The following is a 16,322-nucleotide window of genomic DNA, read 5'->3' on the forward strand; positions in this document are numbered from 1 at the left end:
CGAGGCGGATCCAATTCAATTAGGCTTGCGATGGATAAAGAGAGCTGATCCATGAAACTGTCGCGCCAACTCCCGCTGAACGCCATTCGTGTCTTCGAGACGGCCGGACGCCTGATGAGTTTCACGCGGGCCGGCGAAGAACTGGGCATGACCCAGACAGCCGTGAGCTATCAGATCAAGCTCCTCGAGGACTATGTCGGCGAGCCGCTTTTCTGGCGTCGTCCGCGCCAGATCGGATTGACCGAAACTGGGGCGCGCCTGCATCCGAAGGTGACGGAAGGCTTTGAGTTGCTGGTCGACGCCGTGCAGCAGGCTAAGCGCAGTGCCGTCGAGACACTTGAGATCCATTCGGTGCCGACCTTCGCTTCCAACTGGCTGGCCCGCCATCTCGGCAGTTTTCAGCTCGCCCATCCTGATATCGCGGTGCGCCTGCTGCGCGTCAGCAAGTTCGAAGACCTCGCGACCAAGAGCGCTGACGTCGCGATCCCCTGGGGGAATGGCCCTTGGCCGGGCACCATCGCACATCCGTTGATCCGGCTGGACTTCACACCGATGCTGAGCCCGAAGCTGGCGGAAAGCATCGGCGGCGTGCATGAACCGGCCGATCTTTTGAAGCTGCCGATCATCAGTCCCGGCGACCCCTGGTGGCCGCAATGGTTTGCCGCCGTCGGCATTCACAATCCCACCCTGATCGACACCAAGCTGCACAGCTACGAGGCGCAGGATCTGGAGGCCAATTCCGCAATTGCTGGCTTTGGCGTTGCCATCATCAGCCCCTTCTTCTTCAAGGAGGAGCTGGCCTCGGGCCGCCTGATCCGCCCGTTCGAGCTCGCCTGCCCAGCCAATGCGCCCATCCAGCTTGTCTATTCCCACTCCAGACGCAACGCACCGAAGATCAGGGCCTTCCACGCCTGGATCACGGCCACACTCGAAGCCGAAAAAGCGCCCTGATTTCACGGGTTTCTGCGAAAGAAAAGAATCCCTGCATAAATCGACCTTCACGACCCCGCCCGAACGTGAGAGGGCTTCCCTTGCAAAGCAATATTTTCCACACTAGGCGGTCGGGAGGACAACAGGGGAACTCCGAATGTATGAATACGCGATCGCCTGGGAATGGCTGAACTTCGCCGTCCGCTGGCTGCATGTGATCACGGCGATCGCCTGGATCGGCTCGTCCTTCTATTTCATCGCGCTGGACCTCGGCCTGGTGAAGCGTCCAGGTCTGCCGGTCGGCGCCTATGGCGAGGAGTGGCAGGTGCATGGTGGTGGTTTCTACCATATCCAGAAATATCTGGTTGCCCCCGCCTCGATGCCGGAGCATCTCACCTGGTTCAAATGGGAGAGCTACGCCACCTGGTTCTCGGGTTTCGCGCTGTTGGCCGTGGTCTATTATGGCGGCGCCGACCTCTTCCTCATCGACCGCACGGTGCTCGACATCGAGTCCTGGCAGGCGATCGGCCTGTCGCTGGCGTCGCTGGCCGTCGGCTGGATCCTGTACGACCTCCTGTGCAAGTCACCGCTCGGCCGCAACACCTGGGGCCTGATGGCCCTGCTCTACATCGTGCTCATCGCCATGGCCTGGGGCTACACCCAGATCTTCACCGGTCGCGCCGCCTTCCTGCATCTCGGCGCGTTTACCGCGACGATCATGTCGGCCAATGTCTTTTTCATCATCATTCCCAACCAGAAGATCGTCGTGGCCGACCTGATCGCGGGCCGCACCCCCGATCCGAAATACGGCGTGATCGCCAAGCAGCGCTCGCTGCACAACAACTACCTGACGCTGCCCGTCATCTTCTTCATGCTGTCGAACCACTATCCGCTGGCGTTTGCCACGGAGTTCAACTGGATCATCGCGGCCCTCGTTTTCCTGATGGGCGTCACCATTCGCCACTGGTTCAACACCACTCATGCCCGCAAGGGCAAGCCGACCTGGACCTGGCTGGTGACGGTGCTCATCTTCATCGTCATCATGTGGCTGTCGACGGTGCCAAAGGTGCTGACCGGCGAGGAAGACCAGGCGGGCCTTTCGACCCGTGAACAGACCTTTGTTGCAAACGGCCATTTCGAAGCCGTGCGCGATGTCGTACAGGGCCGCTGTTCGATGTGCCACGCAGTCGAGCCCGTCTGGGACGGCATCGCGCGGGCACCGAAGAACGTGAAGCTTGAAACGGACGGCGAGATCGCCGCCCATGCCCGTGAAATCTATCTCCAGGCCGGCCGCAGCCATGCCATGCCGCCTGGAAACATCACCGATCTCTCGCCCGAAGAGCGCCAGTTGCTCGTCGCCTGGTACGAGACGACGGTCGAAGGCAAATGATGACACCTGAGATCCTGATCCGCGGCCGCCTCCTCTCCTTTACGAGGGCACCCGACCATGCCGGCGACCGCGAGAGCTATCTCTATAAGGAAGATGGCGCGCTGCTGGTCCGTGACGGCAAGATTGTTGCCACCGGCGACTACGCGGACGTAAAGGCAAAGGCCGGCGCGGATACAACCGAGATCGACCACCGCCCGCACCTGATTCTGCCCGGCCTGATCGACTGCCACGTGCATTTCCCGCAGATGCAGGTGATCGCGTCCTATGCCGCCAACCTGCTGGAGTGGCTCGACACCTACACCTTCCCCGAGGAATGCCGTTTCGTCGAGAGCGCCCATGCCGAGCGGATCGCGACCCAGTTCTTCGACGAATTCCTGCGCCAGGGCACGACGACCGCAGTTGCCTATTGCTCGGTGCACAAGACCTCTGCCGACGCCTTCTTTGCCGAGAGCCAGAAGCGCGGCACGCTGATGATCGGCGGCAAGGTGATGATGGACCGCAACGCCCCGCAGGGCCTGCTCGACACGCCGCAACTCGGCTATGATGAGACCCGCGCCGTCATCGAACAGTGGCACGGCAAGGGCCGCAACCACGTCGCCATCACGCCCCGCTTTGCGATTACATCCACGCCCGAGCAGATGGCGATGACGCAGACGCTGGCGGAAGAATTTCCCGACCTGCATATCCAGACGCATCTGTCCGAGAACCACGACGAGATCCGCTATACCTGCGAACTCTATCCGGACGCCAAAGACTATACGGACATTTACGCCCGCTACGGCCTGCTCCGGAAAAAGGCTCTCTTCGGCCATGCGATCCATTTGTCGGATCGCGAGGCGGATGCCATGGCGGACAGCGGCGCGGTCGCGGTTCATTGCCCGACCTCGAACCTCTTCCTCGGCTCCGGCCTCTTTCCGCTGAAGGCGATGAAGCGGCGCGAAAAGCCTGTCGCCATTGCGGTCGCTACCGATATCGGCGGCGGCTCGAGCTATTCCATGTTCAAGACCATGGACGAGGCCTACAAGATCCAGCAATTGCTGGGTGAGCGCTTGAACCCGCTTGAGAGCTTCTACCACATGACCCTTGGCAATGCGGTGGCGCTCGATCTCGCCGACAGGATCGGGACGCTCGACGAAGGCACCGATGCCGATATCGTCGTGCTGAATGCCGCCGCGACGCCAGCCATGCGGCTCCGGATGGAGACGGTGACCTCGTTGAGCGAAGAGCTTTTCCTCTTGCAGACGCTCGGCGACGATCGTTCGGTGGTCGAAACCTATATCGCCGGCAGGGCATCCAAGCCCGGGGCCATGGTGTGAGGGTCCAGTGAGCGAAAGCGGCTATTCCAGCACCCCTCTTCCGAAGAAACTCGGATTGAAGCCGGAATTGGCCACGCTCTTCATCGGCTTGCCGGACAGTCTCGCCTATCTGGCTGGGGGCATACCGGCCGCCCGGTGCGCGCCCGATCTGGCCGCAGCCGCGGGCCGGGACCTGGATTACGTCCATGTTTTCGAGACATCGCGCGCTGCGCTGGAAGATCACGCGTCGCAGCTCAAGTCCGTGTTGAAGCCAGCAGGCATGCTGTGGATCTCCTGGCCGAAAAAGACATCACGCGTCCCCACCACCATCACAGAGGACGCCCTCCGCACCATCTTCCTGCCGACGGGACTGGTGGATGTGAAGGTCTGCGCGGTCGACGGCATCTGGTCAGGGCTGAAATTCGTGCTACGCAAGGAGTTGCGGTCGTGAGAGGAGATGCGGCCGGGGAGAGCGTCTATCGATGATCGCCAATCTGGCTATCGGCACACTTATGATTTCGCTGACGGTGGTGGTCCACACCTTCGGCCTCATGGCCGTGACCCATGCCATGGCCTGGATCACCGACCGGATTCGTCTGCATGGCCACAGAAGCCGGTTGCTGGCCATGAACACGGTCGTTATCGGCGTCTTTGCGGTCCTGACGGCGGAAGTCTGGCTCTGGGCCGCCGGCTTCATGGTGATTGGCGTCGTCGATGATTTTGAGACGGCCTTGTATTTCTCCACCACGACATTTTCCACCCTGGGCTATGGCGATGTGGTGCCCAACCCTGAATGGCGCATGCTGGCGGCTCTGGAAAGCGTCAACGGCTTCCTCCTGATCGGCTGGTCAACAGCCTACCTCATCGCCGCCGGCATCCGCGTCGGCCCCTTCAAATCCGGCGAGCACTTCTGATGACCGACTGTCGTCAATCCCGAAAGGCATAAGATATGGCCCCCATTCTCGAAATCTCCGACCTGAAGGATCTCGCTCGCCGCCGCGTGCCGAAACTTTTCTTCGATTATGCCGACAGCGGCTCCTACACCGAGAGCACCTACCGGGCGAACGAGAGCGATTTCGCAAAGATCAAACTTCGCCAGCGCGTCCTGGTCGACATGAGTGGTCGCACGCTCGAGACGACCATGATCGGCGAGAAGGTCAAGATGCCGGTGGCGCTGGCGCCGACGGGTCTGACCGGCATGCAGCATGCAGACGGCGAAATGCTGGCCGCCAGGGCGGCTGAGGAATTCGGCGTGCCCTTCACCCTCTCGACCATGAGCATCTGCTCGATCGAGGATGTGGCTTCCGTCACCACCCGCCCCTTCTGGTTTCAGCTCTATGTCATGCGCGACCGCGATTTCGTGGTGAACCTGATCGAGCGCGCCAAGGCGGCCAAATGCTCGGCACTCGTTCTGACCGCCGACCTGCAGCTGCTTGGCCAGCGCCACAAGGATATCCGCAACAGCCTGGCAGCCCCGCCGCGGCTGACGCCCAAACATCTCTACCAAATGGCGACACGTCCACGCTGGTGCTGGAACATGCTGCAGACGAACCGCCGCACCTTCCGCAACATCCACGGCCACGCCAAGAATGTCACCGACCTCTCATCGCTGCATGCCTGGACAGCCGAACAGTTCGACCCCAAGCTCTCCTGGAAGGATGTGGACTGGATCCGGAAACAATGGGGCGGCAAGCTGATCATCAAGGGCATCCTCGACGTCGAGGATGCCAAGATGGCGGCGAAAACCGGCGCCGATGCGATCGTCGTCTCCAATCATGGCGGCCGTCAGCTGGACAGTGCCCATTCCTCGATTTCCATGCTGCCGAAAATCGTCGCCGCCGTCGGACACAAGGTCGAAGTGCACATGGATGGCGGCATCCGTTCCGGTCAGGATGTGCTGAAAGCCGTGGCACTGGGTGCCAAGGGCACCTATATCGGCCGTCCCTTCCTCTATGGCCTCGGCGCCATGGGCAAGCAGGGCGTCACCAAGGCTCTTGAGATCATCGCCAAGGAGATGGATGTCACCATGGCGCTCTGCGGCAAGCGACAGCTGTCGGATGTCGACAAGAGCATCATCGCGGAAAGCCCGTTCTGAGCCGGTTCAAGCGATCCAGCCACTCGACAGCGCACTGACCCAATCCATCATGCCATGGCGGCGCGCAAGCTCTGCCATGGCGAGATTGTCGTAGCGCACAAGCCGGAAACCCGGCTGCCAGCCACGCGGGCTCCTTTCGAGGATCGCATAGCTGGCAAATGGCGTCCCGGCCTGGGCCTTGTGATAGACGGGCACGTCATAATCGAAGCCGGGGCAGCCGACGCTACCGGGATTGACGAGCAAGCGACCATCCGAGAGCTGAACCGCACGCGGGATATGGCTGTGGCCGCAGAGAAGGAGCGGCGCGTCGATGCCCTCTGCGAGGGCCTCGATCTCTGCGCGCGGTTTCAGATGGAATATGCCGTCCGCAGACAATGTCTCGGTCCAGTACGTATTGTCATCCTGCGGCGTCGCGTGACAGAGAAACACCTCGTCGCCCATATAGGCTGTCTCCGGCAATCTGCGGATCCAGTCGAGATGGCTGGCGGACAATTGTGGGTAACTTGGTTTTTCCCAGTCTCCCATGGCCTCGAAAGGCCGATCGACCAGGGCTCGATCGTGATTGCCGCGCACCGTCAGCGCATTGAGCGGCATCAGGAGATCAGCCGTCAGACCCGCCTCGAGTGGCCCGGAAAAACTGTCTCCGAGATTGACGATCTCATCGATCCCCTGTGCACGGATATCGGCAATCACGGCCTGGAGCGCCAGATGATTGCCGTGGATGTCAGCGATCGCGGCGAAACGCATCAGCTGCCCCGATAGGTCGAATAGCCATAGGGCGAAAGCAGCAGCGGCACATGATAATGCGCCGTGGTATCGGAAATCCCGAAGCGGATCGGGATCACGTCGAGGAAGGGCGGATCGGTAAGCGTGGCTCCCGTTCCCTTGAGATAATCCCCGGCGTGAAAGAGCAGTTCATACTGCCCGATCTGAAACTCGTCCCCGGCAAGGATCGGACCGCCATCGACACGACCATCGTCATTGGTGAAGAGGGTCTTGATCAGTTCCGCCTCTTCGCCGTTCATCCGCATCAGCTGGATGCGCAGGCCCTGAGCGGGCTTGCCGAGTGCTGTGTCGAGCACATGGGTGGTGAGGCCGGTCATATCTGGGGCTCCCGAATCACGAAGGGGGTGTCGAAGAAGAACTCTTCGAGATTGTTGCCGGGTCCGTCACGATCCACAACCAGGAAATCGCAGACCGCACCGATCGCCATCAAGGGATGGTGCCAGGTGTTGCGCCGATAGTTCACCCCCTGATGCGGCGCCGCCAGAAACACCTGGGGCTCCCCCGGCTTGCCATCCTCATCGGGCGAAACCGCGACAAGGAACGGTCGCCCCGACAGCGGCGAGAAACTCTGACTGCCGAACGGATGCCGCTCCATCATGTCTACCGCATAGGGAAAGGCGCGTGGCTGTCCGCGAAAGATATTGACGATCACCCGCGCCCCCTCGCCTGTCGCTTCGGGCGAAAAGAGCGCATGAAACCGCTCGGTCGTGCCGCCATTGATCAGCCGCATGGTGGCGGGATCGGCCTCGATCACCTCGCCGAATGGCGCAAAGGCGGAGGCCGTCAGCGGACGGATGGGGAGTTCGATGGGCAAAGGGGCTATTCTCCCTGGAGATGCGGGTGGCGAAGCTGGTGGATCTGGCGAACCAGCTTCGGAAGGTCAGACTGAACCGTATCCCAGACCTGACGCCAATCCAGCCGGTCATATTGATGGACCACAAGATTACTTAGCCCCCGCATCTGTGCCCAGGCGATCTCGGGTTGCTCAGAAGCAATATCGGGAAACCTGGCCTGGATACGGGCGGCGGCTGCAGCAATCAGAACGAAGGTCATGGCCACCGCGCGCTGGCGCAACAGATCGTCCTCGAACGCCTCGAAACTGACCCCACCGAGGAACCCTATGGCTTCGGCCGCGGCCTCCTCCATGTCTATGAGATTATCGAGCAGCCGCTCTTCGGGAGTCATATGGCGCGCGCCTCGGCGAGGATCCGCTCCCGCATCCGCTCCTTCAAGCCGCCCGAGGAGGCGATGTCTACCCGGCAGGGCAGCAGGTCTTCCATCTCAGCCTGTAGCCCGCCAAGATCGAACAGCGTCATGCCGGGGAGGCCATCCACCAGGATATCGAGATCGCTGTCCGGACCGTCCTCGCCTCGTGCGACAGAACCGAAGACGCGAGGGTTTGCCGCCTTGTGCCGTGCCGTCGCTTCGCAAATCGCCTGCGTGTTCGTCTCCAGCACTACTGACGGTCTCATCGCAGATCTCCCTGGACGCGATCGTAAAACAAACCCGAAGCCCGAGAAAGCTCCACATCGAGCCCCCCAAATGAAAACAGCGCCGGCGTTTCCACCGGCGCTGCAATCATGAGGCGTGATCTGAAATCAGGCCGCGTTCTTGGCGTAATCGGCCGTCGGGACTTCGGCGATCGTCTTCAGGACGACGGAAGCGATCTGGTAGGGGCAGCCCTGCGAGTTCGGGCGGCGATCTTCCAGGTAGCCCTTGTAGCCGTTGTTGACGAAGGAGTGCGGAACGCGGATCGAGGCGCCACGGTCGGCAACGCCGTAGGAGAACTTGTTCCACGGAGCCGTCTCGTGCTTGCCGGTCAGGCGCAGATGGTTGTCCGGACCGTAGACGTCGATGTGATCCTGCCAGTTCTTGGCGAAGGATGCCATGAGGGCTTCGAAATACTCCTTGCCGCCCACTTCGCGCATGAAAGTGGTCGAGAAGTTGCAGTGCATGCCCGAGCCGTTCCAGTCGGTATCACCGAGCGGCTTGCAATGGAATTCGACGTCGATGCCATAGGTCTCGCACAGACGCAGCAGCAGGTAGCGGGCGATCCAGATCTGGTCGGCGGCCTTCTTGGAGCCCTTGCCGAACACCTGGAATTCCCACTGGCCCTTGGCGACTTCGGCATTGATGCCTTCGTGGTTGATGCCGGCTTCCAGGCACAGGTCGAGATGTTCTTCGACGATCTCGCGGGCAACCGAACCGACATTCTTGTAGCCGACGCCGGTGTAGTACGGACCCTGCGGAGCGGGATAACCCTGCTCGGGGAAACCGAGCGGACGGCCGTTTTCGTAGAAGAAGTATTCCTGTTCGAAACCGAACCATGCGCCTTCGTCGTCGAGGATCGTGGCGCGGCTGTTCGACGGATGCGGGGTGACGCCATCGGGCATCATGACTTCGCACATGACGAGAGCGCCGTTGGTGCGAGCAGGATCGGGATAGATGGCGACCGGCTTCAGCACGCAATCCGACGAGTGGCCTTCAGCCTGCATCGTGGAGGAGCCATCAAAGCCCCAGAGCGGCAGCTGTTCCAGGGTCGGAAAGCTGTCGAATTCCTTGATCTGCGTCTTGCCACGCAGGTTTGCTACCGGCTTGTAGCCATCGAGCCAGATATACTCGAGCTTAAACTTGGTCATGGTGCTCTCTCTTCAGTCTCGCGCCATTCATGCGCAACAGAGGGGTGATTCTCCGGTTCGCCCGGGAGTCGGAAATGAAAAAGCAGGAAGCGTGCCAGTTTGCGGAGAGAGGGCGAGATTCGGCCATTTTGTCGCAGAACGGCGGCAAAAGCGCGAAGAGTACAGGCCTTTCTTTAATAGAATGACCGCACATTCAGGGAACTGAAGGCGCCTGTCAGGTGTTCTCAGCCCGCGAAAGATCACGAAAGCGCTGTGATGATTTTAAATTCATCACCACTTCCGCTTCAATATTGCCTATATAATAGGCGATTTGCACTTTTCATGTGCATTTGCGTTTTGGACGTGGTAAGCATGAAGCACTGAGAGAACTATCGGTGAAACGAGAGGTAGTAGCATGGCAACGAACATCGTTCGGGAATCGGCGAAGATCTACGAATTCCCGGTGCGTGACCTGGCCCGGCTGAACGCCATGCGTGAGCGCCAGACGCCGAAGCCTGTGATCTATGAGAGCGGTTCGGCGAGCTGGTATCACGAAGAAGCGATCCGCGAAGCCGAACGGGCGCCGAAGCAGTAAGCGCCATCATGGCGACAGGATGCCGTCCGCATTGCGGACGGACGGAAAACATGCGCTGAGCGGGCCAGAGCCCGCTCTTTTTTGCATTCTGCGACTGCCCTTGCAGTGATGTAGGTCGACGGAACTCCATCCGATCACCCAAGATCGTGCAGCGCGCCCGAGATCCAATCTTGTCGAAATCCCCGCATCAAAATCCGACCAGGCGCTCCTATACGCCGTGGTCGGTTCAGGCGAGGTCCCAAACAGTTCAACGCGCTTCTGGCAGCAGGCTTTCGAGACGAAGCCGGGCGATTTTTTCCACCTGCTGGCAAGCGGTTTCGAATTCCTGGTCGCGGCCGTTTGCAATGCGCGTTTCAAAAGCCTGTAGAATGTCGTCCTTGGTCAGCCCCTTCACCGCAATGATGAAGGGAAAGCCGAAGGTCTCGACATAGGTCGCATTGAGCTCAGTGAAGCGGGCATGCTCTTCGGCGCTCAAGCGATCGAGACCGGCACCGGCCTGCTCTCGTTTACTGTCGTCCGTCAGCTCGCCTGATATGGCGAGCTTGCCCGCGAGATCGGGATGCGCCTTGAGGACGCCGAGCCGCTCGTCCGGACTTGCCGTGCGAAACATGGCGGCCATCGCATCATGTATGTCGAGCGCCGTCAGCGGCTCCTCGATCATGCCGGCATCGAAGGCGCGTTCCGCGATAAAGGGCGAATGCTCGAATACCCCGCCGAAACGCTGAACGAAATCAGCTCTGTCCATTCAGAATTCCACTTAAAAAATAGCGCATCACCCGGTTGGGGCGATGCAGGGGGAAGGTCCTTGCGAGGTGCCGCGAAGCGATTCGCAGCAAGGATTAGCCGAGCCTCCGAGGCTTGTCGAGTTTCCGCACAGGACAATGGCGGCGATGCGCGCCAGCGCTTCGTGATCAAGACGGGATGAGGATCATCGGCCCCTGGATCGCGGCAGCGTTGCAACCGGGTCGCAGGAAAAGGCGGTACCGGACATCTCCGGCGCCATGGTCGCTTTCGACACTTTCTGCCTGGACGTCGAGGATACCCTCAGCAGACGCTGAAACTTCGGGCAGTCCATGTGCGACTCCGCCTTGCATTGAGCCACATGTCGCAGGGCGTTGCGCAGGGTCGTCAACTTGCGGATCTGCGCGTCCAGCTGGTCCGCCTTGCCATGCAGGGTCATCCGCGAAAGCTCCGGCATGCCGTCGGGACCAAACATGCCCCTCATCTCCTGCAGCGAAAAGCCGGCTGTCTTGCCGAGCGCAATCAGCGACAGCTGCATCAAGGCGCGAGGCTCGAACTGTCGACGCAGGCCATGACGGGCGACCGACCGGATCAGCCCCACCTCCTCGTAATACCGCAGTGTCGCGGCCGAGACCCCGGCCTTCTGTGCCAGCTCGCCAATATCGAGAAATTTCATCCTTGACCTCAAGTCGACTTGAAGTGGCAAGCTATCTTTCTCCCCTCCACGACACAACGAGAATCGTCATGAAAGCCTCACCTGCCACTTCTCTAAATCCCGCCCTTGTCATTCTCGCCGGCAGCATGCTGGTCGGGTCGCTTGGCATAAGCCTCGCGACGGTTGCCTTGCCGGCTTTGGCAAGAGCTTTCGCGGCGCCCCTCCAGTCGGTGCAATGGGTCATCATTGCCTACCTCGTCGCAGTCACCGCCAGCATCGTCGCGCTCGGCAGGCTGGGCGACCTCTTGGGACACATACGGGTCCTGATCCTTGGCCTCGCCGTCTTCGCCCTTGCATCATTGGCCTGCGCATTCGCTCCGACACTGTCGAGCCTGATTGCCGCCCGCATCTTCCAGGGTCTCGGCGGCGCCGTTCTGATGGCACTGCCAATCTCGATCATCCGCACAGTCGTCCCCAGGGAGAGAACGGGGTCGGCAATGGGCCTGCTCGGTACGATGTCGGCGGTCGGCACTGCACTTGGACCATCACTCGGCGGCATCACCATCGAGCACTATGGCTGGCGTGCCGGCTTTGTCACCGTAGGCCTCGTGGCATTTATGCTTCTCGCCATGGCCGTCATCGTTTTTTCCCGCCAGCCCCGGCGCGAAACAACGGCGTCTGCAGCGATCGACTGGTTCGGAAGCCTCCTGCTGGCCCTGGCCTTGTCGGCCTATGCCTTGTCGATGACGTCGGCGGGGGATGTGCTCGATGCACGGATGCTTTTCCCGCTCACGGCCGTGCTCGCCGCCCTGTTCGTCTGGCGCCAGATGGTGACCACAAGCCCGCTGGTGCCGATCGTCCTTCTGCGCAACAGCCGGATCGGTCTGTCACTGGCCATGAATCTTTTTATCAGCACCGTCATGATGTCGACGCTCGTCGTCGGGCCTTACATGCTGTCGCTCGGGCTCGGCCTCGACGAATCCGCGATCGGGCTGGTCATGGCGGTCGGGCCGCTGACGGCTGCACTGTCGGGGCTGCCGGCCGGTCGGCTGACCGATCGTTTCGGCGCGGCCCGCATGCTGCCGGCCGGCCTCGCGCAGATCGTCGCCGGCCTGATTGCCCTCGCCCTCCTGCCGCAGTGGCTCGGCCTCTGGGGCTATGGCCTTGCTCTGGTCCTGCTCACGCCGGGCTTCCAGATCTTTCTCGCAGCCAGCAATACCGTGACCATGCAAACCGTGGCAGAAGACCAGCGCGGCGTGCTGTCGGGCCTGCTCGGCCTGTCGCGCAACCTCGGCTTCGTGACTGGTGCTTCGGCGATCTCGAGCCTGTTTGCCCTCAATCTCGGTGACGTCGAACTCGCAAGGGCCGATCCGTCGCTGATCGCGCACGCCTTCAGGCTCACCTTCCTGATGGCAACCGCCCTGCCGGTCACGGCTCTCATGGCCGATCTCGTCAGAGGGCGCGTGGCGGGCCCAGGCAGCGCAAAGCAGATCTAGGCTCTGCCAGGTTCAGACCTGCAGCTGGTAGCCGTTCCGCTCCGGGAACGGCCAACCGGCCAGCAGCGCCATATCCGGCCGGTAAATCTCGACCTTCAGCGGATAGCATGCCGCCACATCGCTCGAATGGCTCGTGCTGCAATCACCGCCCGGGCAGGCCGAGAGCGCGCCCAGCAGATCGATCTCGGCGAAGATTTCGAGAAAATCGCCAGGACGCACCGGGCTCGCCTTCATGAAATACTGTTGCGTGTCGCGGGTGAAACCGGTGCACATGAAGACATTCAATACGTCATGCACATGCGGTTCGGCCGACTTGATGTCGATACCCTGGTGATGCGAAAGCGCCCGGCAGAGATTGGAATGGCAGCAATGGTGATAGTCGCCGCCGGACAAGAGCCGGTTTGTATAGGGGTCGCAGCGCGTGCCGATCACGTCATGCACGCCTCCGCCGAATTCGTCGAAACCATACCAGCCAAGCGTATCGTGACTGATCGTCGCCATGGGGCGCAGCGATGGAAGGTTGCTCCAGAGACGGTTGCCGGTGGTCACATGGGTGGCATGAAGCGCCCGCGTCTTGCCGGAAAAGAACCGCTCGGAAAGGTCGTTGGCGTTCCAGAGGTTGAGGTCTCCTACCTGCGGCCCCTCGACGCTGACGATGCGGAAGAAATGCCCCTTCGGCACCTCGAACGTATTTCCCTCGCGCGGCGGCACGATGACTTCGCCGACCTTTTCCATCGTCGCCCGGGCGCGCTCCAGCACGCTCATGTCGGGGGCCTCAAGTGCTTCCACCGGATAGCAGACGACGGGCTTCACCGCGCGACGCTCGGCAGCATCGGCGGGAACGGGGATAGTGGCGTTGAGGGGCGACATGGCGGCTCCGGGGATGCGCATCAGGATTAGAGAGAGGCAAGTTGCCCCACTTGCCCCACCAAGACAACCGGCTCTCTTCTTGCCCCATGACCAAGTCTGGCTTAGTCATGAAGTGATGAAACTCCCACCGCTTCCCACACTCCGCGCCTTCGAGGCCGCCGCCCGCCGCGAAAGTTTCCTGCAGGCCGCAACCGAACTCGGCATGACGGCGGCGGCCGTCAGCCAGCATGTGAAGGCGCTGGAGGATTGGCTGGGGCTTGCCCTGTTTGAGCGCCGCACGCGCGGCGTGCGACTGACAGCAGATGGTCGCGAACTCGGGGCCGCCTGCTCCGAAGGCCTCGGTCATATCGCTCGCGCGGCAGAACGTCTGACGGCCCGCCGCAGCGGACTGCGCGTCAGCCTTGCCTGCAAGCCTTCCGTTGTGAACCACTGGCTTGGACCCCGCCTCCCCCGTTTTCGTGCCACGCATCCGGAGATCCAGGTATCGGTGGTCTATCCGCTCGGCGCATTGACGCCGGACGAGGCCGGTACCGATCTCCTGATCCGCCACGGCACGCGACCGCCGGGAAGGGCGGAACGTATACTGGAGGCCGCAACTCGCCCGACCTGTTCGCCGGTTTACCTCGACCAGCACGGGCCGATCATCACGCCGGCCGACCTTCTGAAGCAGCATCTGCTGCACGATGCGACCGAGGCTGCCTGGCACGCCTGGTTGGCGGCTCGCGGCGTCGCGGGCCCAACGCCCACAGGACCTCTCTATGCCGATTTCAACCTTCTGGTCAGTTCGGTGCTGTCAGGCCTCGGCATTGGCCTTTGCCCGACCGCGCTGATCGCCGATCAATTGGCCGCGGGCACGTTGAAGGTCCTGTTTGACGAGCCCGCCGATGAAGACAAGGCCTATTGGCTGCTGTCAGGCGCCGATCTGCCCGAACCAGCCGCGGTCTTGCGCGACTGGCTGCTGGCGGAGAGCTCTGACCACAGTCCGTAAGCGGGATCTCACCAGGCCGGTTTGTGATGCGCGTGCCAGTGCTCGGCAATCTCGATGCGCTTCGGCAGCCAGACCTTCTCGTGACCAGTCACATAATCCACGAACCGCGCCAGCGCCGCTGCCCGTCCCGGGCGTCCGACGAGCCGGCAGTGAAGGCCGACGGACATCATCTTCGGGCTGCCGTTTTTACCCTCCTCGTAGAGCACGTCGAAGGCATCCTTGAGATAGGTGAAGAACTGATCGCCGGAATTGAAGCCCTGCGGCGTAGCAAACCGCATGTCGTTCGTCTCGAGCGTATAGGGGATGATCAGGAAGGGCTTGCCCTCCAGATCCGGCACCCAGAACGGCAGGTCGTCGGAATAGTTGTCGGAAGAATACATAAAACCGCCCTCCTCCATCACGATGCGCAGCGTGTTGTCAGAAGGCTTGCCCTGATACATGCCGCGCGGATGAGAGCCGGTCAGTTCCGTGTGAAGTCGCACCGCCTCGCGGATATGCTCGCGCTCGACATGTTCAGGAAAATCCTTGTATTCGAGCCAGCGATAGCCGTGGCTGGCGATCTCCCAGTCCGCCTCCTTCATGGCGGCAACGGCATCCGGGTTGCGCGCCATGGCGAGCGTCACACCATAAACGGTGACCGGCACACGGCGCTCGGTGAACAGGCGCCAGAGCCGCCAGAAACCGGCACGGGAACCGTATTCGTAGATCGATTCCATGTTGAGATTGCGCTGGCCCGGCCAGGGCTGCCCGCCGACGATTTCGGAGAGGAGGCACTCCGATGCCGGATCGCCATCGAGAATGCAGCTCTCCCCGCCCTCCTCATAATTCACCACGAACTGTACCGCGATCCGGGCCTCGCCCGGCCATTTCGGATCGGGAGTGTTGCGGCCATAGCCGATCAGGTCGCGGGGATAGGGAGCAGTCGTCATCGGTTCACCTCTCGTGTCTTGACGCGAGGCTATTGGCGACGACGGCAGCTGTCGAGATGGAAAACGCAGCGCATATTGCAGCGCGAAGACGTCAGGCGATCCTGCGGCTCGAAACCCGGCCGAGCGGATGCAGCGAATGCACGGTGAACGGTGCGCCGCGCTCCGCCTCGACGAAGAGCGCGAGATTGGTCACCATGACGGGCCCGGCCAGAACAGGATCGAAATGCGCCTTCAAAGCCTGCTCGATTCGGGGAAAATCCCGTGCCAGAAGCGGCCCCGTCAGCGTCATGTGGAAACGAAATTCGTCCATCACATAAGGATGGCCCCAGCGGCTGAGATTGCCGAATTGCGGGGCCGACAGCCGCTCGGGATTGCGTCGCTCGATCTCTCGTTCGGACAGCGGGGCACGGAAACCGTCAAAGGTCTGGACGATCGACGCCGCGAGATAGTCGATGGACGGGCATGGCCGCTCGACAATCAGTCCGTAGACGTCACCGATGCGACCGACAGCGAGCCCCTGGAGCATCACAGGGTCCATGCGACCCGCAAAATGCATCAGTTGCCGCAGCAGCGCAGACTCCGTGGATCCTTCGCTCAGGCGAAACGGCGCCTTGAACGTCGCATGGAACCCGAACCGGCGCGGAAGGGCGGTATGAAATGCGATCTCGTGCACGCCGAGCCCTTTGAGCCCCGGATGCTCTTCTGCCTCTCCGGAAAACACGTTGCGGCCAAGCCACCGCGCCGCGGCCTCGGCAAGCGGATCATTGGCAGGCGGTGTAAAGCAGATGGCATAACGCATGTCGAGCACCTCGCACTGGCCCGCTTCGGCACTTTAGCAAATGCCGTTTCAACCCGGTGGATAGGTGATTTGCATGACAGTATCACGAAGCGGGAAAGGCGCACCCGGGACTGCCGGGCAGCGAAGCCCTGTCAG

20 protein-coding genes are annotated in these 16,322 nt (G+C 61.6%); 9 read left to right on the forward strand and 11 right to left on the reverse strand.

Features of this window, described 5'->3' with window-relative positions; all coding sequences use genetic code 11:
* Nucleotides 1-51 precede the first annotated feature (51 nt).
* From QTL56_RS08205 to QTL56_RS08230, 6 genes are all read left to right on the forward strand, one after another.
* Nucleotides 52-951, forward strand: a complete 900-nt coding sequence (locus QTL56_RS08205) for a LysR substrate-binding domain-containing protein (RefSeq protein ID WP_245136323.1) — start codon at nt 52-54, stop codon at nt 949-951.
* A gap of 136 nt (nt 952-1,087) precedes the next feature.
* Complete coding sequence (gene puuD / locus QTL56_RS08210; RefSeq protein ID WP_245136322.1) at nt 1,088-2,320, forward strand: urate hydroxylase PuuD; 1,233 nt, start codon at nt 1,088-1,090, stop codon at nt 2,318-2,320.
* Nucleotides 2,320-3,636, forward strand: a complete 1,317-nt coding sequence (gene guaD / locus QTL56_RS08215; protein ID WP_245136321.1) for a guanine deaminase — start codon at nt 2,320-2,322, stop codon at nt 3,634-3,636. The genes puuD and guaD overlap by 1 nt, the downstream gene beginning before the upstream one ends.
* A gap of 7 nt (nt 3,637-3,643) precedes the next feature.
* Nucleotides 3,644-4,066 (forward strand): hypothetical protein, encoded by a 423-nt coding sequence (locus tag QTL56_RS08220; RefSeq protein ID WP_245136320.1) that lies wholly within the window; start codon nt 3,644-3,646, stop codon nt 4,064-4,066.
* A 31-nt stretch (nt 4,067-4,097) separates the two neighbouring features.
* Entirely contained in the window at nt 4,098-4,529 is a 432-nt protein-coding gene (locus tag QTL56_RS08225) for a potassium channel family protein (RefSeq protein ID WP_229574276.1), read from the forward strand.
* A gap of 35 nt (nt 4,530-4,564) precedes the next feature.
* Nucleotides 4,565-5,710, forward strand: a complete 1,146-nt coding sequence (locus QTL56_RS08230) for an alpha-hydroxy acid oxidase (protein WP_245136319.1) — start codon at nt 4,565-4,567, stop codon at nt 5,708-5,710.
* Between the two features lie 6 nt (nt 5,711-5,716).
* Here QTL56_RS08230 and QTL56_RS08235 read toward each other — a convergent pair whose 3' ends face one another.
* From QTL56_RS08235 to QTL56_RS08260, 6 genes are all read right to left on the reverse strand, one after another.
* Complete coding sequence (locus QTL56_RS08235) at nt 5,717-6,457, reverse strand: metallophosphoesterase family protein (RefSeq protein ID WP_245136318.1); 741 nt, start codon at nt 6,455-6,457, stop codon at nt 5,717-5,719.
* Complete coding sequence (gene uraH, locus QTL56_RS08240; RefSeq protein ID WP_229574281.1) at nt 6,457-6,813, reverse strand: hydroxyisourate hydrolase; 357 nt, start codon at nt 6,811-6,813, stop codon at nt 6,457-6,459. The genes QTL56_RS08235 and uraH overlap by 1 nt, the downstream gene beginning before the upstream one ends.
* Complete coding sequence (locus QTL56_RS08245) at nt 6,810-7,310, reverse strand: ureidoglycolate lyase (RefSeq protein WP_245136317.1); 501 nt, start codon at nt 7,308-7,310, stop codon at nt 6,810-6,812. Before QTL56_RS08245 ends, uraH begins: the two co-directional genes overlap by 4 nt.
* Before the next feature lie 5 nt (nt 7,311-7,315).
* Entirely contained in the window at nt 7,316-7,681 is a 366-nt protein-coding gene (locus tag QTL56_RS08250) for a HepT-like ribonuclease domain-containing protein (RefSeq protein WP_229574285.1), read from the reverse strand.
* Complete coding sequence (locus QTL56_RS08255; protein WP_245136316.1) at nt 7,678-7,968, reverse strand: nucleotidyltransferase family protein; 291 nt, start codon at nt 7,966-7,968, stop codon at nt 7,678-7,680. The genes QTL56_RS08250 and QTL56_RS08255 overlap by 4 nt, the downstream gene beginning before the upstream one ends.
* Nucleotides 7,969-8,094: 126 nt before the next feature.
* Nucleotides 8,095-9,135 carry a glutamine synthetase beta-grasp domain-containing protein gene (locus QTL56_RS08260; RefSeq protein WP_245136315.1) on the reverse strand — a complete coding sequence of 347 codons (1,041 nt, stop codon included), beginning with the start codon at nt 9,133-9,135 and terminating at the stop codon, nt 8,095-8,097.
* Between the two features lie 394 nt (nt 9,136-9,529).
* Here QTL56_RS08260 and QTL56_RS08265 point away from each other — a divergent pair, with 394 nt between their 5' ends.
* Complete coding sequence (locus QTL56_RS08265; protein ID WP_229574291.1) at nt 9,530-9,709, forward strand: DUF2735 domain-containing protein; 180 nt, start codon at nt 9,530-9,532, stop codon at nt 9,707-9,709.
* A 247-nt stretch (nt 9,710-9,956) separates the two neighbouring features.
* On the opposite strand, the gene uraD is transcribed toward QTL56_RS08265, so the two are convergent.
* Entirely contained in the window at nt 9,957-10,454 is a 498-nt protein-coding gene (uraD, locus tag QTL56_RS08270; protein ID WP_229574293.1) for a 2-oxo-4-hydroxy-4-carboxy-5-ureidoimidazoline decarboxylase, read from the reverse strand.
* A 183-nt stretch (nt 10,455-10,637) separates the two neighbouring features.
* Nucleotides 10,638-11,126: a helix-turn-helix domain-containing protein gene (locus tag QTL56_RS08275; protein WP_245136314.1), complete on the reverse strand. Its 489-nt coding sequence runs from the start codon at nt 11,124-11,126 to the stop codon at nt 10,638-10,640.
* A gap of 68 nt (nt 11,127-11,194) precedes the next feature.
* Here QTL56_RS08275 and QTL56_RS08280 point away from each other — a divergent pair, with 68 nt between their 5' ends.
* Nucleotides 11,195-12,601: an MFS transporter gene (locus QTL56_RS08280; protein ID WP_245136313.1), complete on the forward strand. Its 1,407-nt coding sequence runs from the start codon at nt 11,195-11,197 to the stop codon at nt 12,599-12,601.
* A gap of 12 nt (nt 12,602-12,613) precedes the next feature.
* Here QTL56_RS08280 and QTL56_RS08285 read toward each other — a convergent pair whose 3' ends face one another.
* The gene (locus QTL56_RS08285; RefSeq protein ID WP_245136312.1) at nt 12,614-13,471 is read right to left on the reverse strand and encodes an urea carboxylase-associated family protein; all 858 of its coding nucleotides are present in this window, start codon (nt 13,469-13,471) and stop codon (nt 12,614-12,616) included.
* 115 nt (nt 13,472-13,586) lie between these two features.
* Here QTL56_RS08285 and QTL56_RS08290 point away from each other — a divergent pair, with 115 nt between their 5' ends.
* Entirely contained in the window at nt 13,587-14,459 is an 873-nt protein-coding gene (locus QTL56_RS08290) for a LysR substrate-binding domain-containing protein (RefSeq protein WP_245136311.1), read from the forward strand.
* Between the two features lie 8 nt (nt 14,460-14,467).
* Here the strand turns inward: QTL56_RS08290 and puuE are convergent, their stop codons facing one another.
* Both puuE and QTL56_RS08300 read right to left on the reverse strand, forming a co-directional pair.
* Nucleotides 14,468-15,388 carry an allantoinase PuuE gene (gene puuE / locus QTL56_RS08295; RefSeq protein WP_245136310.1) on the reverse strand — a complete coding sequence of 307 codons (921 nt, stop codon included), beginning with the start codon at nt 15,386-15,388 and terminating at the stop codon, nt 14,468-14,470.
* 91 nt (nt 15,389-15,479) lie between these two features.
* Nucleotides 15,480-16,187, reverse strand: a complete 708-nt coding sequence (locus QTL56_RS08300; protein WP_245136309.1) for a DUF1045 domain-containing protein — start codon at nt 16,185-16,187, stop codon at nt 15,480-15,482.
* Nucleotides 16,188-16,322: the final 135 nt, after the last annotated feature.

The sequence above is a fragment of the Peteryoungia algae genome (genome assembly GCF_030369675.1).
Classification (GTDB): domain Bacteria; phylum Pseudomonadota; class Alphaproteobacteria; order Rhizobiales; family Rhizobiaceae; genus Allorhizobium; species Allorhizobium algae.